The sequence below is a fragment of the Prevotella sp. 10(H) genome (assembly GCF_000711235.1).
Taxonomy (GTDB): Bacteria; Bacteroidota; Bacteroidia; order Bacteroidales; family Dysgonomonadaceae; genus Dysgonomonas.
In genome coordinates, this window is the sequence record NZ_JOMI01000009.1 from 308,440 (window position 1) to 330,554 (window position 22,115).

Consider the following 22,115-nt stretch of genomic DNA (forward strand, 5'->3'; position numbering starts at 1 on the left):
ATTATTATTTATTTAACTCTTCGTTGTATCAGCCACATCAGCCCGTAGAATCTTTTTAATAAAACTATTTTCAGCCATTTGGGAATACAAATAGTATACTTATCAAAGGTTTTCAAACTATGTATTACATCACAACAAAGAGTATACTTTATTTCATTTACAGATAGCCTATTATTCATTACCAAATCATAAGCAATTCCCCATAAGCGGTTGGATAAATATATTTGAGTATTTATACCATCTATTTTTTTCCTTTCAAAAAAAGAACAGATAATTTTCCATTGCTCATAATTCATTTTAAAATCCAGTCTTTGAGCTGAAGAGGAGAGCGAACCTTCCAATATAATCCGATAATTATAACCAGATGAATCTATGGTAGAAATGGTAGTTACATATTCCAGATATTCTAAATTGAATATAAGATCTTCACCATATTGTATTCCAATAGGAAATCTTATTTCTTTTTCTTTGATGATATCCGAACGGTAGAGTTTAATAACCGGGCCATATAATAGGTGTTTCTCGTTCAGTTCGGTAAAACGGTCAGCATCTTTATTTCCGATAGTAATCAGGCCTTTATTTACACAATTTATTTCTGTTCCTGACTGACGAATAAGCTTAATTCCACAAACCACTAATTCCGTTTTCTGTTCTATGATTGCTTCATAAAGCTGTGAAAGATATGTACTATCGACTGTATCATCACTGTCTATAAATGCAATATATGGTGCCGATGCGTGTTCTATCCCAAGATTCCGTGCAGCAGATACGCCGGAATTTATAGTATGGAAAACACGGAAGCGGCTGTCTTTTTGAGCATATCGGTCACATATATTACCACTACCATCGGTAGAGCCATCGTCAATAAGCAGGCATTCCCAATCCTGAAATTGCTGTAATAATAACGAATCCAGACATTCCTCCAGATATTGTTCAGTATTATAAACAGGGATTATGACTGATATATTCATATAACAGAAGAGGAACTTCTATCAATTAAATTGTATATTTTATTCATCTGATGTTCTAAAGAAAAGCGACCGGCAGCTTTTTTTGCTTGTGATTTATATTTTATGAGTTGATCCTTATTCTTCAGTATATCTCTTATTCCCTCTAATAAAGCGATATCATCATTTTCTACTATCACCCCATATTTATCATCCTCCAGAAGCTCTCTCATTCCTGCGCAAAGTGTGGTGATTACAGGAATTCCCAATACTAATGCTTCAGTTACGGCCGTACTGTATCCTTCGCTTCGCGACGAACAAACAAAAATATCAGAGACTGCCATATATGGATATGGATTACTTTTGTATCCCAATAATTTAACAACTCCTTCAAGATGCCATTTCTGGATTAATTCTTCCAAAGATTTTCTTTCCGTACCTTCGCCTACTATCCATAATCTTAAATCGAAATCCTCAGCAACTAGCTTACCGATAATAGGAATCAGCCGATCATATCCTTTTTGTGGAACTAATCGCCCAACTGATATGAAAAGTATTGGTTGATTTTCTCTTTCAACAGTAAAAAGAGAAGACATTTTTTGAATTTCTTTTGTATCGATAGGGTTATGGATAACTATAGACTGACGGGAAAACAACTCTTCAACGGTTTCCTTTACGCTATCAGAAACACAAACTACTTCATCGAAACATGTATAACATTCAATCTGTTCCTTTTTAGATCGGAATGCTATATCTGTCCATGGAGATAATTTCAAATCGATGTGTACCCATGCTATTTTTCTATCAGATCGGCCACCGCTGACTATACGTGTAGCGTAACCTTCAATAAAAGCAATTTCAACATCGAATTTATCTCTTAAATAAAGCCATCGGAAAATACGGGAAGAAAATTTATCATATATAATAAGATTGACTTTATTATATATTTTGACCCAAAGCCTGCCTCTTTTCGATTTCCTTTTTTCTGTATTCTTAAGTATGCTTTTGTATTTAATATCGGCAGGATAAAGTTCATTGATAATCTCTTCTTCCCTATGATTAATAAGAGTAATATTGTATTTCTGCCAATCGAAATTATTTAGAATTACCTGCAATATCTTCTCCGCACCTCCGCCGTAAAGACCGTTGACTACAAATGCAATCTCTTTCTTTTTCATCTCAACAATTTCTCTATCGGATTCATTAAAGACGATATGCAGAAATCTTTACTCCTTTCCCTTGCCTTATCTGTTAGCATAGTAAGATAATTTCGATCACAAATAATTTTTTTCATAGGCTCAAGTAGGGCCATGTCCTCATTCTGTACTATAATCCCATATTTATTATCTCCTAAAAGCTCTGTCATTCCGGCACAAAGAGTAGTAATTACAGGGATTCCAAGAATTAGTGCTTCTGTTACCGCTGTGCTATATCCTTCGCATCGTGACGAGCAGATAAAAATATCACTGGCTGCTATATACGGATATGGATTGGAGATGAACCCCCATATTTTCACGTAATTAATCAAGTGATTATCTTCGATATAATCCTCTAAATCTTTCTTTTCAGGTCCATCCCCCAGTATCCATAATTCAAAATCCAGATTTTCGTTTTTGAGTTTATTGATAACCTTTATCAATCGGTCAAATCCTTTTTGTTCAACCAGACGGCCAATGCTAACAAACCGAAGTCTCTTTTTTGTAGGTAAAGAAACTTTTTCTTTCGATTTATTAATAATCTCTTCACTATCAATAGGATTGTATATCGTATTAGCTTCTATCTCAAATTTGGTTTGAATGGATTTTCTTACGGTTTCTGAAACACATATTACTTTGTCATATCTTAAATATGTTTTTCTTTCTTTATCTATCGACGAATAAACTATCCCTTGTGTCCACGGATTGAGCAACATATCGGTATGCACCCACGCAAACTTTTTTTTAGCTGGAGAGAAAGCCAGCAATTTTGTAGCAAAACCTTCACAGAAAGCAATCTCGACATTATTTCCTTTTGGCATGAATAAATTATACACCATTTTTAGTGGTAAATAAAAATAGATCAGATGATATAATATTTTATATAATATTTTATTACGGGTACTTATCAATGGTCTAAACTTAGCCAACCTGCTGATCTGATTCACATATACACCATCCGCTACTACTGTAGCCACCGTAATATCGAATTTATCTTTGTCTATATGATTTACGATTGTAAAAAGTATTTTTTCAGCTCCGCCTCCGGCAAGCGATTCTATAAAAAACAATACTTTTATTTTGGGCTCCATGTTCAGTACAAATAATTTATTCTACAAAACCGGCTTTATCTGATGTCAACAGAACTCTCATTTGCTGTTTCTTATCCCTATCAATTTTTTTACGTAAAGTATATTCATCTGAAAATATATGAGCATTTCTGAAAATCTCATCGGTTTTCTCTTGATATTCTTCTAACGAACATATCACTTTTGCCGGATTGCCGGCTGCGACAACATTATCCGGAATTGATTTTATTACTACACTATTTGCACCTATCACAGAGTTCTCACCTATGGTGACACCCGGCATAATCATTGATCGTGCTCCGATGAAAACATTTTTTTTGATGTTTATCCTACCAATTTTCGTATATCCTGTATATTTTTTTGTACTTGTATCATGTGCCAGCAGATAAACCTGTGGTGCGATAACCACATTGTCTGCTATTTCTATGAGCCAGCAATGACTTACATCGACAGTTAGTCCGGGTTGTATAGAGCAGTTGTTGCCTACTTTCATTCCTAATTTTATATAATCGTCAAGCCAGTACTCATCCAAAAAAAATTTTCTTATGCGGGATTTTATAAAGTTGATGCACCTGTTGAACATATAATATCTTCTTTTAATTGGAGATAACGAATGCTTTGTAAAAGAGGCTCTTTATTTTTCTCATAAACAAAATATGATTCTTATATATGGGCCGCCATAATTTGTTTTTAATAAAGAACCATTGCTTTTTACAGTCTGTAACTTTACCGTCGGGCGTAATAATGAATTCCACTATGGCTATTATATCTTTTTCTTCAATATATTCTTTTACATAAGGAAGGTTATCCCCTTGAAATGTCAAAATATTGTTATCGATAGATACAAGCCTATGCAATATGTGTTTTTGATTATGTATAAAAAGGGCTATAATACCAATTCTGAGAAATTCTTTTCGATAAGGAACAAGAACCACTTTATGCTTCCCGTTTCGCAATGCAGGATACATACTCGTTCCCTTAACTTTGAGCTCTACTGAGTTACCCGAATTAATTATGCTCTCGACATTCGCAAAAAACAAATTGTTAGATATCTCTTTCACAGCCATATAAATCAATGTATTTCGGCATATGCCATTTCTGCTGCTTGTTTGTCCGGAAGGCACTTAAATTCATATACAGGTATATAACTAACTATCCTATCTATCAGGAAAATTATTTTTTGAGTATAAAACTCATCATAAGCTAAGAAAGGGGGAAAAGAAGGTTGAATAGCCCCGATCGATTTTAGTTTTCCAAAACGAGTCATGACGTTTTCTGGATATTGCTTAAGTCTGACTATAGCTTTTAAGGGAAATATTTCCTGCTTGTAGCAATCGGTTTTTCCACTCCAAGGTGAACCATAGGCTAATATTTTATCATTCTTAATGCATAAGAGAGGTGAATCGTCATTCAGCAGGTGAGAATCTTCGATATATTGGAGCCACAACCTTGTATGGGTGCTTTTTCCTGTCCCTGATTCACCAAGAAAGAGAACGGCCTGCGAATTTTTTACTATTGCCGAAGCGTGTATAGGAATTACATTCCTGTTGACTGCAGCAAGAAGATATGCAATCCATACCGCGTATTTAATAGACATATTACAATCGCAGGGAGACATAAAAACAATATTTTCATGAGGATTATAAGTTATACTGACGATTCTGCTTTTGTCTAGCCTATGCATCTCAAAGCAATATCCATCTCTGTGTGCTGAAAAACAATGATCTACATCCAATACTTTAAAACGATGAATAGGGCAGATTTCTATAAGATTAGCAGTATCGATGTCTCTGTCCATCAGTATACGGATATCTACATTTTCTTGACCGGGATTCTCTATTTCGAATATATCGAATCCGGGTAAGTCAATTACCCGCTGCAAGGTTTGTTCTCCATTCAGTTCTACATTCAAGTCCGCGATAGAATATATTTTTTTCATTTTATCTCTGTGAAACTGTTTTATAAAGAAGTAATCAAGACAATTACTTATATCTCAATTATACGATTACAAAACCGGAGCGTACGTTCCCGATGCGATATTATCAAAAGTGTAAAATTGCCGGAAGCCAGAGAATAAAGTAGTGAAACGATATCCTCTTCTCTTTTAGCATCGAGGGCAGAAGTAGCTTCGTCGACAAATAACACTTCCGGGTTTTTATATAATGCCCTTGCTATACCTAACCGTTGCTTTTCTCCTCCGCTAATGGTGGTGCCCCCTTCTCCAATAATGGTGTCTAATCCGTCTTTCAGACTGTTGTACCATGTTTTTAGTCCTACTTGTTCTAATATAAAAAGTATCTTGCCTCTATCAGGCTTGTCTGTCGACATCGCTATATTTTTTATCACAGAATCATTCTTTATAAATACATCCTGCTCTACATAGCTTACCATTTTGTGCCAGCTTTTCCTGTTTTGAGAAGATAACTTTACTCCGTCTATATATACACCTCCCTGTTGCGGAACGTAGAAACCCAGTAACAGATTGAATAGAGTACTTTTTCCTGATCCGGAGTTTCCTCTGAAGCCAATTATATCACCCTTGCCTATTTTTAATGAAAAGTTTGAAAACATAGGCTCATCTGCATTGAAAGCAAAAGTGATATTTCTTAATTCTATCTGTTCATTTAGACTTATCGGCTGCAGACATTCTTCATTTTCCTCATTCCTGTTATCATCATCTTCTTCTATACCTTTAATGACATTTGTTACATACTGGTTGTTCTGAAGTGTATGCCAGCTACTTATGAGAGTCAGTATCGAAGGCATTATCCTGATGGCTATAAATCCGAAGATTATAAAAGAATTGACAGATGTGCCGTTAGCCACTCCTTCAAGAAGTAATATGATAAGTGCAACAACAATGCATATCTGAAAGATTACGGATGGAATTTGCTTATAAATCGAATTTTTTATATCTGCTTTGAATATTGTATCCAGCCCGTTTTCAAATTCTTCGCTTATTCTATCGAATGAATCGTTAACTCTCAGACTCACATGCCCCTTAAGGCTTTCCTGTACAATCTGCGCTTGTCTGCGCCGGGCTTCGTATGCATCCAATCCGATCTTTTTTAATTTATTCCTTACTACAGCCAGATATAACAGAGATACGGGCAGCATAGCCACCAATAATATCAGAGAGGCCATAGGTGCGAGGCAGACTAGAAAACTTGCTAAAAGAAGTGTTATCACAAGGTTAGATGCAGAGTCCAAGATAGTTCGGATGATATTGGTTGCAAATCCGTAACAAGCACCATTGATATGAAACGCTAATTGCGAAGAATATGTTTGACGTATAAATAAAAGGCCCTTCTCGTGATAATAATTATAAAGTTTTAAGGAATAATATTTATATATTTCCAGATAATATTTATTCTGAATATTTCCCAACCAGATTGTAATAACGCTTTTGAGTGGTAATAACATCAGAGCAACTACTCCTAATATAATGCCGAATTGTGCCAGAGATTCCAAATCCATGATTTCGAAAAGGCGTGACATAAAAGAACCGTCTGACTGAATACTTGCCGGATTCATAATTACTATGATAATTGGTAGCAACGAGGCTAATCCAACTAAATCCAACAGTCTGTTTATTATACCGATGATAACTATTCGGGCCGCTCTCTTTCGAAATCGATACGGAAGCAGTTTCAGGTATAGGTTTAAATTCATACAAAAGTAACTTTGAGCTTGTTGATGTATCTCTCCGGTTTAGGCTATTCTATAACTTTCACAGAATTAATACCCATATATTTTGAAAAGGCTTTATTATACCATATATTCGGGTCAGGTGATAATTCATGTAAGAAATATTTAGGCTCTATTATTATTTCTTCTTTCAACTCAATATCCAAATTCCCCTTCTCTACTTGCTGAATTACATATGCATAACGTTTCTCCCACATATTGTGAGCATAACATAAAACCTTATATCGGGAATAATAATCATAACTTAATATGACTATCAACAATATTACTCCTAACCGTTTCAACACCTTAACATATATATTGGGTATGCCGATATTTGTATACAAAATACAAATAGCAATTATAGTAAAGGTGATTGTACCAAATAGTGCCCGATCGGGAAATTGAGGAGACATAATCATTGCAGCAAATGCAATATGACCAGTAATAATAAAAATTAAAGATATGGATATTGCAGTTCTGCAATTTTTATCTTTTTTATCTTTGATTTTTATGAAAATAATAAGCCCGATTATATAAATGATTGTCAATAACAAAATATGATAAAAGTAGTGATATAACATTGTATAAAATCTGCTCTTAAAAATATCCGCCATCTCTATCGATCTGATATTTTCATTAATAGTGTCTAACCGTACATAATTTCCCGGAGCCGCAAGAAGTAAAGCGCATCCAAAACAAAATCCTATAAAACCTATGGTAGCCCATTTAGGCAATCTTCCTCTTTTTTTAAAATACCCACAGATTAACAAAAGCATTAAGACTACCGCCACAGACATATTTTCATTAGTCCATCCTGCCAAAATTCCTCCTATGAAAAAGCAGATACAGGTAAAAATACCTTTCGGATTATATTGGGGACATCTAAAAAAAATATAATAAGGATAAATAAAGAGAAGAATAATTGTCGTACTCCATAAATAATTCGAACTCCCTGTAATCCATAAGATTGTAGCTCCAAAAGCAGGTTGAAAAAACCAAATAAGTGAATATATAAATATAAATAAAGCCGGATTCAGTTTTTTATTGTAATTGGAAATCTTAAAGATTAAATAAATGAAAACGGTGAAGACGAATGCATTCATTAAATTTTGCACCCATGGCTCAAGCATTAATAAAAATTGAGCTATAAAATGAGTTACGAAACGTCCGCCCCATGTCAAATAATGAGTGTATTGAGAATATATTATTTCTTTTAGATTTGTAATATGTATGGGGGGATCGCTCCTGAAAACAAAAGTATAAACCCAATCATCCCCAAAAACAGGAAACAGATAGTTTAGTATTAGTATGGAAGAAAAGCATATGAATATACAAATATAAAATATTACATTCTGTATATTACGATCTTCGAAAGGATACGCAAAATTACTAGTGGATTTTAAAAACTGTTTACTTCTCATTGCAAAGTTCTATTTAAGAACTAATCCTGCTTTTTACTGGCAGGATACCATCTGTATTTAAGCAAATAAGTAAAATAACTTTTCACCTCAGGAAGTAAGAATTCCCAAATATTTACTTTGTCAAGATATTTCCTATATATATTATTTCTACGGATAAGATAGCGCAATACACCAAAAACAGGGATATGTATTTTGGGAGTAAGCCTATAACGCATGATTGTATTCAGGACAAACTGCTCTGCTTTTTTATCTGTTTTTTCCGGAGATATGAAATATGGATCGAATCCGAAACGACTGGCGCAAAAAGAGTTGATATGTCGAACAAATTTTTCCAGCCCTAATTCTTTTATTTGTGAAGATAATAATTGGCTATCGATATCATTTTTGTTTCTGCTGAAAAATATTGTCCAGTCGCACATCTGCCGGATATTGATGTCAAGGCAACAAAAATGTCTGAAAGTATGACCTATAAGATAAAGAGAAGCTGCTTGTGGTGATAACTGGAAGATATTACCACAATGTATAGGGAAACATATGTTCTCAGTGCACATTACATTAAGGATATCTTCCATTCTTTTATATAATTGGCTTTCTTTTCGGAATTGCAAGGCGGTATCGAAAAGTGTGAAGTGGTTTTCTATAGATATTCCTTCCAGAATAAAGCTTGAGTGCTTCGGTATTTCTGCCGCCTTTTTTATTCCCATAGACAACATCAGATCATTTGCCTGTCTGGTTTTATCCTGTAAATAAATATCTATATCACCACTTTCGCGAAAATACGGTACAGGATATAATTCGGCAATAGTAATTCCCTTGATTACAAGAAGATTTATATTATTATCTAAAAATAGGTTCGATAACTTCGCTAAAACGCGTTTGTAGTTATCGTAGCGCTCGCTACCCTTCACCACATTTACACACCAGCGCAATTTCAGTTTGCGGGGCGGTTGTGATTCTGTCGGTAAAAATTGCAAACCACCATATGATAGCAACAATACCCCTTGCCTTACGGAAAGATTAAACAATTGTTCCCAATCTTCATCTTTTGCATCTACAAACGAAGAAGAATTATGCCCCGTACTGTTTTTATCAATATTCAGACTCAGTCTGAGCAGTGTAAAGAACATATCAGTTACATTCGTCATTGCTGTTCTATCAGTCTGTTTTGGATCAGTGTATCAACCCAGCTTTCGGCATCTTTAAGTGCCAGATCTTTTTCTATACCATATTCTTCGATAAGAGATTCTGCTATTTGCTCCGTGGTGAATTCCTTATCTTCATAGAGGCTCCATAAAAAGAGAGAAGTGTCGTCGAACGATACTATTTTTGTAGTGTCAACACCGTATGTCCCTTGCAGGAGTATAATATTTTCTCCCCCTACAGATTGCATTTTAAAACCTTTTTTAATTCTCATATTAATACATTTAGATAATAATACTATAAAGGACTGCTAACAATATATTAGCATGTCCTTTATAGTATAAATTATGGAATTAGTTATTCACGAACAATTTCCTCGTGATCGAACGGCAGGGTATTCAAACCTACAGGTTTCAATCCGGTTGAATGTTCGCTACCTTCCATCTTTAGTTGGATTGTTTCTCCCAGGTAGAAATATATTGTAGCTGTATAATCAAACGGATCATCAGTTGGAAGAGCGAATATCGGGATAGGGAATCCTTTAATATCGTACTCGTTCATAAGTTCTCTTATAGTACGTTCTTTCATATTCATAGTAGTAGACATAAAGTCGGTATTAGTTGACTTATCACCTTTATTTATTATGCAATCATCCAGATGTTCTGCATTATTACCCACCTGAAGCAATTTCATATCAAATTTTATTTTTGTATAGAATGGTTTAGATCCATTTGCCTTGAGTTCAAACACTACTCTGTCAAACCTTTTATCCAAAAATTCTTTCTCTTCAGTTTCCCTCAAAGTCACTCTTGCTTCAATCATATTGGTCAAATGAGAGAAGCTAAATAGTTTTGGGTCCTTACTTTGCGCATCGAATTTCACAGGAAAAGCCACCATAGGGCAATATGAGCCAAACAGAGCCGAATTGTAATTAACTCCGTCTTCAGTTATATCAAGGTCTTCTCTTTCTACAATGAGAATATGTCCACTTTCCAGTGTACATTTAGACTTTTTAGGTGCATGATATGCCCTGTATATTTTCTCACCTTGATTAGCCAACAGCATTCCATTAAATTTAGCTGACGGAGAAGTACCCGACGCTCCATATGTAAATGTTCGTGGTGCACCGTCGGCATCAATAATTTTCACTTCATCGATCACATCCCAAGATGTTCCGCCTCCGGGTATTATAATACTTTTCAGTCCTTTGGATTCACTTCCGATTTCTACTTTTACAAATCCATCAGGCACATTATCCGGCCCCTCATTATCATCACTTGAACATGACCACAACCCCGCTACTAATACAAGTGCGGCAAATATTACTTTCTTCATTACTTTTCGAATTTTTAATTATCATACTTAAGTTAAAAATCTCCCATTGTATTACCGCCATCTCCGTTGCCGAAGCTATTGCTGGTAAAATTATGTGAAGCACCTCTTATCTCCACGCCTGTCGACATGGCAAATCCTTCTTCCACTTCTACCTCTATGATTTCAATCAGAGGAGATACATACTCTTTTTTCATTTTTTCATTTTTCATTTTTCTTCGTTTTAGTTAATATAAATAAGTACCCTAAAAATGAGTTTAATCCGAATAGCAAGTATGTGTAATTCCTCTATTATTATATTTTGTTTTTTAATCGTAGACTTTTATTGAAACTATTTTCGTTTTCTATTTGACCAGAATTTATGTAAAGTATTAAGGTGTATTTTATTGTTTACGGATGCGGCAATTACTTTTTCTTTCTGTGGTAGTTCACATAGCCATAGCCGTACCCATAGCTGTAACTCTCTCCAAAACCGCCGGTGCCATAAATCGATTTTCTCCTGTAATCGACAGCATTCAGCATAATCATTACCGATTTCAGGCTACCTTCCCGAATTATATTATTAAGAGTATCGATAATAGCGAATTTGGTATAGCCCGATCTTACAATGTATAAAGTGCTATCAACATATTTGCTGACAATAAATCCACTGGAAACTACCAGGAACGGAGCAGAGTCAATTATTATATAATCGTATTCCTTTCGTAAATTATCCAATGTTTGTTGTAATAATGGGAAAGAGAGTAATTCGCTCGGATTTAATGGTACTGGACCTGCGGGGATAATGCTTAAGTTGGGAGTATCCTTGTAAGGAATTATCACCTGATGGATATCATCCTGCATCCCTGCCAGATATGTGGACAACCCCATTTCGTTATTGTCTATTCCCAGGTATCTGTTCAATGCCGGCCTATGTAAGTCTGCCCCTATCAACAAGACTTTTTTACCTAAATATGCCAGTGATAAAGAGAGGTTGATTGATACAAAACTCTTTCCCTCCCATGGTCCGGATGAAGATACCTGCAGAATCAGCGCTCCCTGTTTTTTCTTTGTAATACTAAGATTCTCTAACTTGGAGCGCATCATACGAAAGCTTTCTGTAAGAGGATCTAACCCTGTATCAGTTATTATATCGGCCTTCATAGGAGATTTTCTGTTTTTCGGCGAAGAAGGTATCACTCCCAACAACGGAATGTTAGTCCGGTCTACAATGTCTTTTTCGAAGATAATTCTTTCACGAAGCACGTTCAGTACGAACACAACACTTATGGGAAGTATAATTGCTAAAACCAGAGTTAACATATAAATGTCTTCTCTTTTTGGGAAAATAGGTAGATTCGACCCGAACGCTTTATCTACAACATAAGCTTGATTAGACAATGATGATAACATAAGCAATGCCTCTTCTCTTTTCTGTTGCAGAAGTATATAGAGCGGTTCTTTCACTTGTTGCAAGCGCGACATCCGTGTCAGCGCCAGCTGCTTTGACGGCATGGCAACCATTTCCCGCTGATTTAAGTTTTGTTGTTTGGCGATGGATTGTAACTGAAATTTATAACCTGATACCAGATTATTTATTGATAGCTTAATATTCTCTCTTAATGTGGTTAACACGCCGTTTATAGCTTGTACCTTAGGATTACTTTCGCTAGATCCTGCAAGCATCCTGTTCCTGTCTATCACATGTTGGTTGTATTGAGAAATAGATGCATTCAGGGTGCCGTCGGTAATACCTATATTCACCGGAATTAATTCATGAGTATCACTATGAAAGGAATCATTGATGCTTTCGAGAAGACTGAGTTGCATTGTAAGTAGATTCAAACGTTCTTTATACCCCTGATCGGTACTCATTGCAATTTGAGATTGTGAGCCGAGATCAAGTAATTCATTCGCTGACCGGTATTTGGTAAACGATCCTTCTACTTCTTTCAGTTCTTTTTCTAATCCCAAGATGCGTTCGTCAAGGAACGATATTGTACCGAGAATGCTTTGACTGTCATTCTCTTTAGTCAGAATATTATACTCATCTATCAGCATATTCAGGATATCTTCTATCCGCTTGGGATGCTTCCCCTTTAGCGAAATAATTAAAGCATCAGGCTGCTGTGTCGATGAGGTTATCTCCAGAGATTCGGCTAATCCTCTTGCTGCACGTTCCACACCTGAGCGGGTAATCCGCATTTTACCTGTCAGTTTTGAAGTATTAATTTTCTCTTTTGCCGCCAGATTGAGGCTGCCCGCAGACGTGTTGATAGTTTGACCGTAACTGATATTTTTTATCGGTAATGTTACAGGAGCATTATTAATTAACAGTGTGTCTATTGTTATTCCTTTTTCTCCTGAGAATGTTATTTCCATATCGACATCGATTTCCTCATAGTTTTCTTTTGCATTGAATGAGAATCTGAGAGGGGAATCGTTATATTGCTCTATATCGATAAAACTTCCTATACTGAAATATCTTATATTAAAGTTGCCAAGTTCGACAACACGGCTCATCAGTCTTGCCGATTTCATGATGAATATCTGGTTGTCAAAACTCGATTTGTTTCCCATACCCAAAGTATTGGATATTAGCTGATAATTATCGAGATACTGGGTCTGTTGGTTCTTAAGAACAACAGTTATACTTTTTTTGTAGATTGGCGTAGTATAGCGAAGATAAAAATAAGCTCCTGTCAGGCATACTATAATCGATACCAGTAATATGTACTTAATATTCCATAAGATGATACGTATTTTACGAAAATCTACTTTGGTAACCCGCTCTTTATCTCTTAGAAATTCTCTATCGGTCATGGTTGAATTATAATATTTGATTAAAATATAATCTTTACTATCAATTATTGCTTAATACCAGTGCTACTATAGATATTACCAATCCTATAGAAGAAGTTACTATCGGTATTAAAGTGGCCTGACTCGAACCTGAAAATGTACGGGAAGATGTAGGGGTAACATAAATGACATCGTTTTGACATAAGTAATAATATGGTGAGGAAAAAATATCGGATTTTCGAAGGTCTATTCTTATATGTTTGTACTTGCCGTCTATCTCGCGGATTAAAAGTATATCGCTCCGTTTTGCGCCTAAGCTGAGATCGCCGGCCATACCGAGCGCCTGCAAGAGAGTTGTTTTTTCGCTTGTCATGGTGAATGTACCCGGTGTACGGACTTCGCCCAAAACTGTTATCTTATAGTTAGTAAAGGATGCATTGACAATAGGATTCTTTACATCTTTGGATATTTCGGCTGTAAGCTTGTCCGACAACTCCCGCACGGTTAAACCTTCCGCCTCTATTTTCCCTAGTACAGGAAAGTTTATGTATCCGTTTGCATCTACCAGATAAGCCATGCGATCATTATTATAAGGTGTGACGACGTCTTTATCCGGTGCTGAAACAACGATATTGAGTTTATCGTCTTTTTTAATTTTTGGTTCGTAATTATGATAGATTGTGAGGTCTTTCTGCTTTTCGATATCCTGAAAATAGGCTACTTTTTTGGAAGAACATGAACCGAGCAAAATTGTGATGATTATTCCTACGAATAATTTGAATACTGTTTTCATAATTTATATTTTGTTTGTTGTTTATAAGCAAGTTGAGCTTTGCTTGTACGTTAACTTAGGTATATGTTTTTCAGCTCTTTGACTACCCTTTTTATATCTTCATCACTCAAGGCTGGACTAGAAGGCAGGCAAAGACCTTTATTAAAAATTCTTTCCGATGTTCTGTTTGTATATGCAGGATATAATTCAAATACGGGCTGCATATGTAATGGCTTCCAAAGCAACCGTGATTCTATATTTACCGAATCGAGATGTATCCGGATATCATTTGCTGTCACTCCGGAAATTTTGCTGTCCACAGTAATACAAGTCAGCCAATAGTTACAATTGAATTTCTCATCTTCGCTATGCATTACTTTTATTCCTCTCACATCTGCTAATAGTTCTGTATATAAGGCATGGATTTCCCGCCTTCGAGACAAAAGTCTTGGGAATATCTCCATTTGCCCTCTACCTATTCCTGCACAAATATTACTCAATCGGTAATTATAGCCTATCCTCTCGTGATGATAGTATGGCTTGTTTTCTTTTGCTTGAGTGGCCAAAAAAGTAATTTGTCGGGCTTGTTCCGCTGTTTTACAAATTAAGGCACCGCCGCCGGAAGTAGTTATGATTTTATTTCCATTAAACGACAATACCCCGTATTCACCGAATGTACCACATTTACGTCCGTTGTATTCCGAACCTAAGGCTTCTGCTGCATCTTCTATTACCGGAATATCATATCGGGATGCTATGGTAAGTATTTCATCCATTTTTGCCGGCATTCCGTAAAGGTCAACTACAATAATGGCTTTAGGATATTTTCGTGTCTTAAGCTTTCGGTCGAGGATAGCTTTTTCAAGCAATTCAGGTGACATATTCCATGTATCGGGCTCACTATCTACAAATACGGGTGTAGCCCCCTGATAAACAATGGGGTTGGCCGATGCCGAAAATGTAAAGGACTGACATATAACTTCATCCCCTGCACCTACGCCCAATTGAACTAAAGCAAGATGTAGGGCAGCTGTTCCGGCACTAAGAGCCACTACATTACATCCCTCTAGAAAATTTTCCAGGTCTTTTTCGAATCCTGTTACATTCGGGCCTAAAGGCGCTATCCAGTTACTATTAAAAGCATCCTGAATGTATTGCTGTTCCAGTCCGCCCATGTGAGCGATTGATAGCCATATTTTTTTTGATTCCATTGTAGCTTACTTGATTATTTTGGCAGGTACTCCGGCTACGGTTTTTCCGGACTCGATATCTTTTATCAGCATGGCCTGTCCTCCTATTATACTACTGTTACCCACTTTAATCTTCTGTATTGAACAGCATCCTATACCCATATTAACTTTTTCTCCGAGTTCAGTAAATCCGGCAAGATTGACCCCGGGGGCGATTGTTGAGAATCTCCCTATTGTAACATTATGACCGATAGTGCATCCGGCATTAATGGTAACAAAATCGCCTATTTCCGTTTCGAAATCAACCGTACTATTTGGATATATCAGTATTCCCTGTCCTAGTTTTACTCCTTTAGATAACCAACAATGAGGTGAAATAAAATTGGGGAATTCAATATTATAAAGTTCCAATTTTTTAGAAATCGCTTCTTTTGCCGACGGAGAGCTTATGGCTATGACCATGCATAAATTTTCTGCTTTATTTGATTGCAAATAATCTATGCCTAATATTGGTAATCCGCAAAGTTCCCAACCTACTTTATTGGCATCTTCATCCATAAAGCCCAGAATATTGTATTCTACCTCAAACATATCTATGTTGTAGACAATATGTTTTCCGAGATCGCCAGCACCAAAAACAATTAAGTCTTTCATTATTGTCCTAGATTACTCATTTATTTGTACTTCGTTCATCTGCATTTTATACACATCGAACGGAACCATCGTAATATTTTCATTTGCATTAACTCCATCGCGGATAACTATTTTTTGTATTGTCATCCATAATATTTTCATATCGAATTTTAGGCTCATATTATCGACATACCATACATCATATTCAAATTTTTGCGCCCACGAAATAGTATTGCGCCCATTTACCTGCGCCCAGCCCGTTATGCCTGGCCGTACATTATGCCGACGAGCCTGTTCAGCTGTATATAATGGGAGATAGTCTGTCAGTAATGGGCGAGGACCGATAAAACTCATATGGCCAAGTAATACATTAATCATTTGAGGCAGTTCGTCAATGGATGTCGATCTTAAAAATTTTCCTATCCGATGCATTCTTTCCGAATCCGGTAACAATTCTCCATTACCATTCCGTTTATCATGCATTGTTTTGAATTTAATTATCCTGAATATTTTCCCGTTTTTGCCGGGCCGGTATTGGTAAAAGAAAGGTGAACCATTATTTGCTATAGCTAATAATATTCCCATAACAAATAATATAGGAAATGTCACTACAAGCCCTAAAACAGCACCCATAATATCAAACACTCTTTTGAAGTACTTACGATACATTCCGATAAAATTCTAATAATGCATTCCAGACATTCTGCTGAGAAAATTTCTCAGTGATATGTATTCTGGCTTTTAATCCCATTTCTTTTCGTAAGGGAGGATTATCTGCCAGCGATTTCATCGCCTGATAAAGCTGTTCGGAATTATGGGGCTCTACAAGCAATCCTGTAACTCCGTTAATGACAATCTCATTGCATCCACAGATATTCGTTGCTACAACAGGAAGCCCCATACCTCCGGCCTGAATAGGTGTATTCGGAAAACCTTCGCGATGAGAAGGAAGCACAAATACATCGGCTTGGGCGAGGTATGGGCGGATATCGTCTTTATACCCTACACTCATAACTCGGTTTCCATTCTTAATCCATTTACGGCAATTTTCACTTAAAGGATCGAGTTCCTGCTCGAAAGGGCCAACAAGAGTTAGTTCCGCATTATCCAATCGTTCAAATGCCTCTTTCAGTTCTTCTAGTCCTTTATCGTGTACAAGCCGCCCGACAAAAACGAAGCGTGTAACAGTATTGTCCGAAATCTTAGGTATGGGTTTATAATATTCTGTATCTATACCATTGATATTGCCGTTGGCCAGTACATTCGAGAGTTTTTTGGTTATGCAATTCTCTATAAGGTCCTTTTTTACTCCTTCCCCCTCGGGAATAACTGATGTTGCCGCCATGCAGGTCAGCCGGTCCATTATTTTAAGCAATTTACTTATGTAGCCTTTCTTCCAAGGGAATATAAGACCTGTGAAAGTATGTACCCTCACCGGTACTTTTGCCAGCCTTGCAGCTATCATAGAAAGCAAGCCGGCTTTAGGTGTCAATGAGTGTACTATATGGGGCTTTTCTCTACGGAAAAGCAGGTATAAATCGATTAATGATTTCAAATCTTTAAGAAGTGATATTCTACGTTCTATATTAAGCTCTACGGTGCGTATGCCCTCACGCTCTGCTATTTTCTTGTGCATTTCTTTGTCCGGTGAGGCAACTCCTACAACTTCATAGTAATTATTCAGAAATTGTAACTGCCCGCGCAATAATATATCAAGCGAAGCAGGTATTGCCGCCACCCTGATTATTTTCTTCATCAGCGGAAAAACATAAGATAAAATGTGTATAAATAGGAGATTATCACAATAGATCCGATCTTAACAGGCTGATCATCCCAAAATTTCTTCATGAAGAAAGGATAGATTAATACCAACGGTATAAGGAACCATGAAATCTGGGCAAAACGATTCGAAAAGTTTGCTCTTATTACCATAATCCAGAATGCATTGGTCATTAAATAGATATTGAACAACCATATATAGAATTTGTCTGTATATTTTTCTTGGAATATGAAATAATATCCGACTGCAACCGGAATAGCACTGTATATCAGAAAATCCCATCTGAAGCCTGTAGAGCTAAAGATATTACGCGTGTTATCGCCCGAGAGATAGCTTGTAAAGCGATCATCTTCTATCAAGTTACTATTAGCTAACATATCTGTAAACCAACTACCTGCAATAAGTGAAAAGAAGATGCAGGCTACCCAGATCCCCAGATATATTTTTGAATCTTTGGCAAACCATGCTATTGCTGCCGCAACAAGTATGAGATACATGGACTTGTGAATCCCGACTCCTAAGAGTGATAATATTACCAGCACGGTAATATTCTGTCTGTAGGTCAAAGCTAGGATTACAAGTGAGGCTGCCATACCGTTTCGGATACCGTTAACTCCATAACTCCAAAAGGTAAACATCCCTATTGCCACTATGAACGGAATAAGATAATCTTCTCTAAAAATGCGTTTCAGCGCCCACCATAAGGTGCCCACATAAACTGTCGAGCAAAACAAAAAGAAGATATGGATATTGCTATACTTGGCAAACCACAGCATTAAAGTATTAAAGACCCATTCTCCGTCGCTCAGTATCCGGAAATTATCGGTATCCATCTGCAGCCTGTAAAAGGATTGTGCATAAACGACGGTATCCCCGAAATTAACCGATACAGGGCGTAATCCCATATACAGAATCAAACCGATGAGAACTATACAGCCTACGATGTTATTAACACCTCTTATTTCAGGTTTGAACAAGACGCCTGAAAAACTTTCGAATACGGCGAAAACAATCAGACCGAGTACTATATAGTTAAAAACATCAGTATATAACTGTGCAGGAATAGAATCTATCATATATTAATATCTGATTGTTATCATCCTACAATATATTTACTGTAGGGAAGACATTTTATCAGCCTTACCACACCATATGAGATAGCCAGAGACAATATTAATGAGAAAAAGATAGTAATAGCAGCATGATAGTTCATTATGCCTAAATTCTCTAATAGACTCCATACCAGAGTTCTGGCTATAAAAATATGAACAAGGTAAATCCCGTAAGAGCAAAGCGCTACTTCGGATATGATTTTTATAATTGTTTTATTGTTGAATTTCAGACTCTTAAACAACATAAAAATTGCATATACCATCAAAGCTGTAGGCAATGACAGATTTTCCATGAAGAAATCGGCCGTAAGTATCCGCATTTTATAACCGACGACAGCTAATAACAATAAGGTGAACAGAATAACAAAAGGAATAATAATATTGCTTTTAAAATTCCGTTCAGCCGTATAATTACGTAAATAACTGCCCAATATCATGAACCCTAAAAATCCTCCGAAACTATTCAGGATGAAATAATAATTTCCGTTTATATCTATCAGATTGATATTAAAAAGTATGTTTATAGATGCCAGAGATAATGTTGTAGCCCACAAAAACATAAAAAATCTGATCTCTTTTTTCGATGTGTTTAACAACCATTTCGAAATGACGGGAGCGAAAACATATAGCCCGGAAATTACATAGAAAAACCAATAGGCACCCAAAACAGGTTTGATAGGTATGGTTGCTAAAGATCTCCATGTTTCATCTATTGAGGCCGATTGTGAAAAATACCTGTAAATAACAATAATAGCCGACCAAAAGAGCAGCGGGGGAAATACCCGCATAAATCTTTTTTTCAGGAACTCTCCGGTAGGCCTGCGAACAGGTAATAACAATGCTCCGGATATTGCCAGAAAAAGTTCCGAACTCGGTGAACATACAAATGAAATAAATGCATGGGAACTGCTTGTCCCCGTTCGTAGTGGCGGAACACTATGTGTTAATACGACTAATATACAGGCCAGAGCCCTGAGCGTATCCAAATATTGTTCCCGTTCTTTCACAATAAGTATTAATCGCTATTTATGAATTTAGCGTCATCGATTTGTTACGCTTGTACTGGAATGAAAGCCATAAATATAGCATGACGCCAAATGGAATAGCTAAAATGGTTATAAGCTTCCTTGGAGATTCCAATATAAACTTAGAATTATGGCAAATAATACTCGAACTTACATAATGTACAGCTTCTATGAATCTGCGTTTATATGAAGGGTGATGTTTCATCGATTCCTTGCGTATAAATGAAAATCCACGAGGATTCCGGAAATATTGCTTATACATATTTATTGAAGAACCGTCTGCCTGATAATCTACATAGCAAAGAACTTCGTTCATTGTTAACAGCTCATACTTAAGATCGATAAGTTGGTATTTATAGCCTAATCCTACATATTTTTCACCCTCGAACAGCGGATATTCAGGTACACTTTTTAATACCGATGTACGGTATACCAGTTTCTTATCGCCGTTACCTCCCCGCATATAAAAGCCTGAAAGGGTTGTGTGTGATATATCAAAAAATGTTCCTATTACAGTTCCGTCAAACTTTGCATCCAGCGCTATTATACCTGCATACTTATCAGAACCTTCATTCCGCCATTTATTTACAATAAGTTCAACGGCATTATCAGCAAGATAATCATCTGAATCTATGCAAACATTCAATTCTGTATCTATCAAACGGTAAGCTGCATTATGTGCCCCATGCATACCTTGATTTTCCTGATAATAATATTGAATAGGTATTTTATTTTCCTCTATCCAACTTCTGACCAAATTTCCTGTAGAATCTGTGGAGCCATCGTCTATTATCAACCATTTGAAATCATTTGATGTCTGACGCAACAGGCTCTTATAACACAATTCTATCGTGTGGGCACGGTTATAAGCCGGAGTAAATACGGTTAGCGTTGGCTTTCTCTCAGATATATATTTTCCAGCCATTGTGCATTTTTATTTATATCAAAGCCCGCTTTCGCAATTTCCTGCGAGCGGTCTTTTCTTTCGTAATGAATAGAATGTAGCACTTTATGTGCCCATTTTGCAGCAGAAAGTTTTAATGATAAAGATTCTACTAGCTCCGGTATTATAGTTCCTTCTTTAGGTACCCCTGTCGAATTGATTATTTTCAGTCCCGATGCCTGCGCTTCTAATTGGGCAACACTCAATCCTTCGAAATGTGAAGGAAATAGGAATATATCCATTCCCTGTATCAAATCGGGAATGTCAGAACGGCTTCCCATAAAACTTACATAATCCTTTAGACCTAAGCGTCTAACTTTTTCCTTTACCTTTTTTTCCAACTCACCTCCGCTACCTACCAGAACGAGCAGAGCAGAGGGTTCCAGTTTAACTACTTCTGCAAATATATCTAAGAGGAAAGAATGGTTTTTCTGGTGGGAAAATCTCGCAATATTTCCTATTATCAGCCGTCCGTTCCATTTGTTACTAATTCTGATCTCTTTTCTCCTCACTAGATCGAAAGCCAAAGAATGCGCATCAATCGCATTGGGAAAAAACTTCACTTCTTTCAACGATTTTTTTCCAAATAGCCATTTTGCCGCACCCCAGCTACAAGCGAAATAGTGAGTCAGATATGGGCGCATTGCAATTTTGAGTATATTCCTGGCAGGAGTTTTTATATCGTATCCCGAAGGTTGGTTATGAGCATGTGCGGCAATAAATTTAAGCCCTCTTCTATGCGCCTCTTTATATATATAATAACCTAATTCGGAACAATGCCCATGTATCATTTTATACTCGGGATGTGCATCAAGAAAATCGGATAGATGCTTCTTGTATGTAGATGTATGTAATATCCTTAAAGGAGGAAACCTGAATATCTTGCATCCAAGGCTTTCTGCTTCGTCATCATATGCTCCTCTTTCTTGACGATGTACAATAAAGTCGAAAATAACTTCATTCCGATTTATCTTCCTAAGATAATTCATTACCATCGTTTCAGCACCTCCCCTGTTGAGTATAGTGAAAAGCATGAGTACTCTGATTGGTTTTTCGGGCATACTT

General features: G+C 36.5%; 22 protein-coding genes. All 22 read right to left on the reverse strand.

All coding sequences use genetic code 11. The annotated features are described in order from the left end of the window. Positions 1–8 precede the first annotated feature (8 nt). The 22 genes from K348_RS18885 to K348_RS0116885 all read right to left on the reverse strand — a co-directional run bounded on the left by K348_RS18885 (position 9) and on the right by K348_RS0116885 (position 22,111). Complete coding sequence (locus K348_RS18885; protein ID WP_051697984.1) at positions 9–971, reverse strand: glycosyltransferase family 2 protein; 963 nt, start codon at positions 969–971, stop codon at positions 9–11. Continuing rightward, the gene (locus K348_RS0116785; RefSeq protein WP_051697986.1) at positions 968–2,125 is read right to left on the reverse strand and encodes a glycosyltransferase; all 1,158 of its coding nucleotides are present in this window, start codon (positions 2,123–2,125) and stop codon (positions 968–970) included. Before K348_RS0116785 ends, K348_RS18885 begins: the two co-directional genes overlap by 4 nt. After that, positions 2,122–3,234, reverse strand: coding sequence for a glycosyltransferase (locus tag K348_RS0116790; RefSeq protein ID WP_029906704.1), 1,113 nt, complete (start codon positions 3,232–3,234; stop codon positions 2,122–2,124). Before K348_RS0116790 ends, K348_RS0116785 begins: the two co-directional genes overlap by 4 nt. Before the next feature lie 16 nt (positions 3,235–3,250). Beyond that, positions 3,251–3,763, reverse strand: a complete 513-nt coding sequence (locus K348_RS0116795) for a DapH/DapD/GlmU-related protein (RefSeq protein WP_231496819.1) — start codon at positions 3,761–3,763, stop codon at positions 3,251–3,253. A 64-nt stretch (positions 3,764–3,827) separates the two neighbouring features. Then, positions 3,828–4,298 (reverse strand): S24/S26 family peptidase, encoded by a 471-nt coding sequence (locus K348_RS0116800; protein ID WP_029906706.1) that lies wholly within the window; start codon positions 4,296–4,298, stop codon positions 3,828–3,830. A gap of 5 nt (positions 4,299–4,303) precedes the next feature. After that, positions 4,304–5,170, reverse strand: coding sequence for a hypothetical protein (locus K348_RS18890; RefSeq protein ID WP_051697988.1), 867 nt, complete (start codon positions 5,168–5,170; stop codon positions 4,304–4,306). 47 nt (positions 5,171–5,217) lie between these two features. Further along, on the reverse strand, positions 5,218–6,903 hold the full coding sequence (locus K348_RS0116810; protein ID WP_081852603.1) for an ABC transporter ATP-binding protein: 1,686 nt from the start codon (positions 6,901–6,903) through the stop codon (positions 5,218–5,220). Between the two features lie 44 nt (positions 6,904–6,947). Beyond that, complete coding sequence (locus K348_RS18600) at positions 6,948–8,342, reverse strand: DUF6056 family protein (protein ID WP_036930754.1); 1,395 nt, start codon at positions 8,340–8,342, stop codon at positions 6,948–6,950. Between the two features lie 20 nt (positions 8,343–8,362). Continuing rightward, on the reverse strand, positions 8,363–9,487 hold the full coding sequence (locus K348_RS0116820; RefSeq protein ID WP_029906709.1) for a nucleotidyltransferase family protein: 1,125 nt from the start codon (positions 9,485–9,487) through the stop codon (positions 8,363–8,365). Next, positions 9,484–9,756, reverse strand: a complete 273-nt coding sequence (locus K348_RS0116825; RefSeq protein ID WP_029906710.1) for a PqqD family protein — start codon at positions 9,754–9,756, stop codon at positions 9,484–9,486. The genes K348_RS0116820 and K348_RS0116825 overlap by 4 nt, the downstream gene beginning before the upstream one ends. Before the next feature lie 83 nt (positions 9,757–9,839). Beyond that, positions 9,840–10,817 carry a hypothetical protein gene (locus K348_RS0116830; RefSeq protein ID WP_029906711.1) on the reverse strand — a complete coding sequence of 326 codons (978 nt, stop codon included), beginning with the start codon at positions 10,815–10,817 and terminating at the stop codon, positions 9,840–9,842. A 32-nt stretch (positions 10,818–10,849) separates the two neighbouring features. Continuing rightward, positions 10,850–11,026, reverse strand: a complete 177-nt coding sequence (locus K348_RS19230; RefSeq protein ID WP_156032911.1) for a hypothetical protein — start codon at positions 11,024–11,026, stop codon at positions 10,850–10,852. 193 nt (positions 11,027–11,219) lie between these two features. Next, a complete protein-coding gene (locus K348_RS0116840) occupies positions 11,220–13,616 on the reverse strand; it encodes a tyrosine-protein kinase family protein (protein WP_029906712.1) in 2,397 nt (798 codons plus the stop codon). Between the two features lie 40 nt (positions 13,617–13,656). Continuing rightward, positions 13,657–14,388, reverse strand: coding sequence for a polysaccharide biosynthesis/export family protein (locus K348_RS0116845; RefSeq protein ID WP_029906713.1), 732 nt, complete (start codon positions 14,386–14,388; stop codon positions 13,657–13,659). Between the two features lie 50 nt (positions 14,389–14,438). Then, a complete protein-coding gene (locus tag K348_RS0116850) occupies positions 14,439–15,578 on the reverse strand; it encodes a DegT/DnrJ/EryC1/StrS aminotransferase family protein (protein WP_029906714.1) in 1,140 nt (379 codons plus the stop codon). Positions 15,579–15,584: 6 nt separating this feature from the next. Beyond that, positions 15,585–16,211 (reverse strand): NeuD/PglB/VioB family sugar acetyltransferase, encoded by a 627-nt coding sequence (locus tag K348_RS0116855; protein WP_029906715.1) that lies wholly within the window; start codon positions 16,209–16,211, stop codon positions 15,585–15,587. A 12-nt stretch (positions 16,212–16,223) separates the two neighbouring features. After that, complete coding sequence (locus K348_RS0116860; RefSeq protein ID WP_029906716.1) at positions 16,224–16,859, reverse strand: sugar transferase; 636 nt, start codon at positions 16,857–16,859, stop codon at positions 16,224–16,226. Next, positions 16,849–17,946 carry a glycosyltransferase family 4 protein gene (locus K348_RS0116865; RefSeq protein WP_029906717.1) on the reverse strand — a complete coding sequence of 366 codons (1,098 nt, stop codon included), beginning with the start codon at positions 17,944–17,946 and terminating at the stop codon, positions 16,849–16,851. Before K348_RS0116865 ends, K348_RS0116860 begins: the two co-directional genes overlap by 11 nt. Beyond that, the gene (locus tag K348_RS0116870) at positions 17,946–19,046 is read right to left on the reverse strand and encodes an EpsG family protein (protein WP_029906718.1); all 1,101 of its coding nucleotides are present in this window, start codon (positions 19,044–19,046) and stop codon (positions 17,946–17,948) included. The genes K348_RS0116865 and K348_RS0116870 overlap by 1 nt, the downstream gene beginning before the upstream one ends. A 20-nt stretch (positions 19,047–19,066) precedes the next feature. Continuing rightward, the gene (locus K348_RS0116875) at positions 19,067–20,089 is read right to left on the reverse strand and encodes an acyltransferase (RefSeq protein ID WP_029906719.1); all 1,023 of its coding nucleotides are present in this window, start codon (positions 20,087–20,089) and stop codon (positions 19,067–19,069) included. Between the two features lie 19 nt (positions 20,090–20,108). Further along, positions 20,109–21,032, reverse strand: a complete 924-nt coding sequence (locus K348_RS0116880; RefSeq protein ID WP_029906720.1) for a glycosyltransferase family 2 protein — start codon at positions 21,030–21,032, stop codon at positions 20,109–20,111. Next, positions 20,993–22,111 carry a glycosyltransferase gene (locus tag K348_RS0116885; protein ID WP_029906721.1) on the reverse strand — a complete coding sequence of 373 codons (1,119 nt, stop codon included), beginning with the start codon at positions 22,109–22,111 and terminating at the stop codon, positions 20,993–20,995. The genes K348_RS0116880 and K348_RS0116885 overlap by 40 nt, the downstream gene beginning before the upstream one ends. Positions 22,112–22,115: the final 4 nt, after the last annotated feature.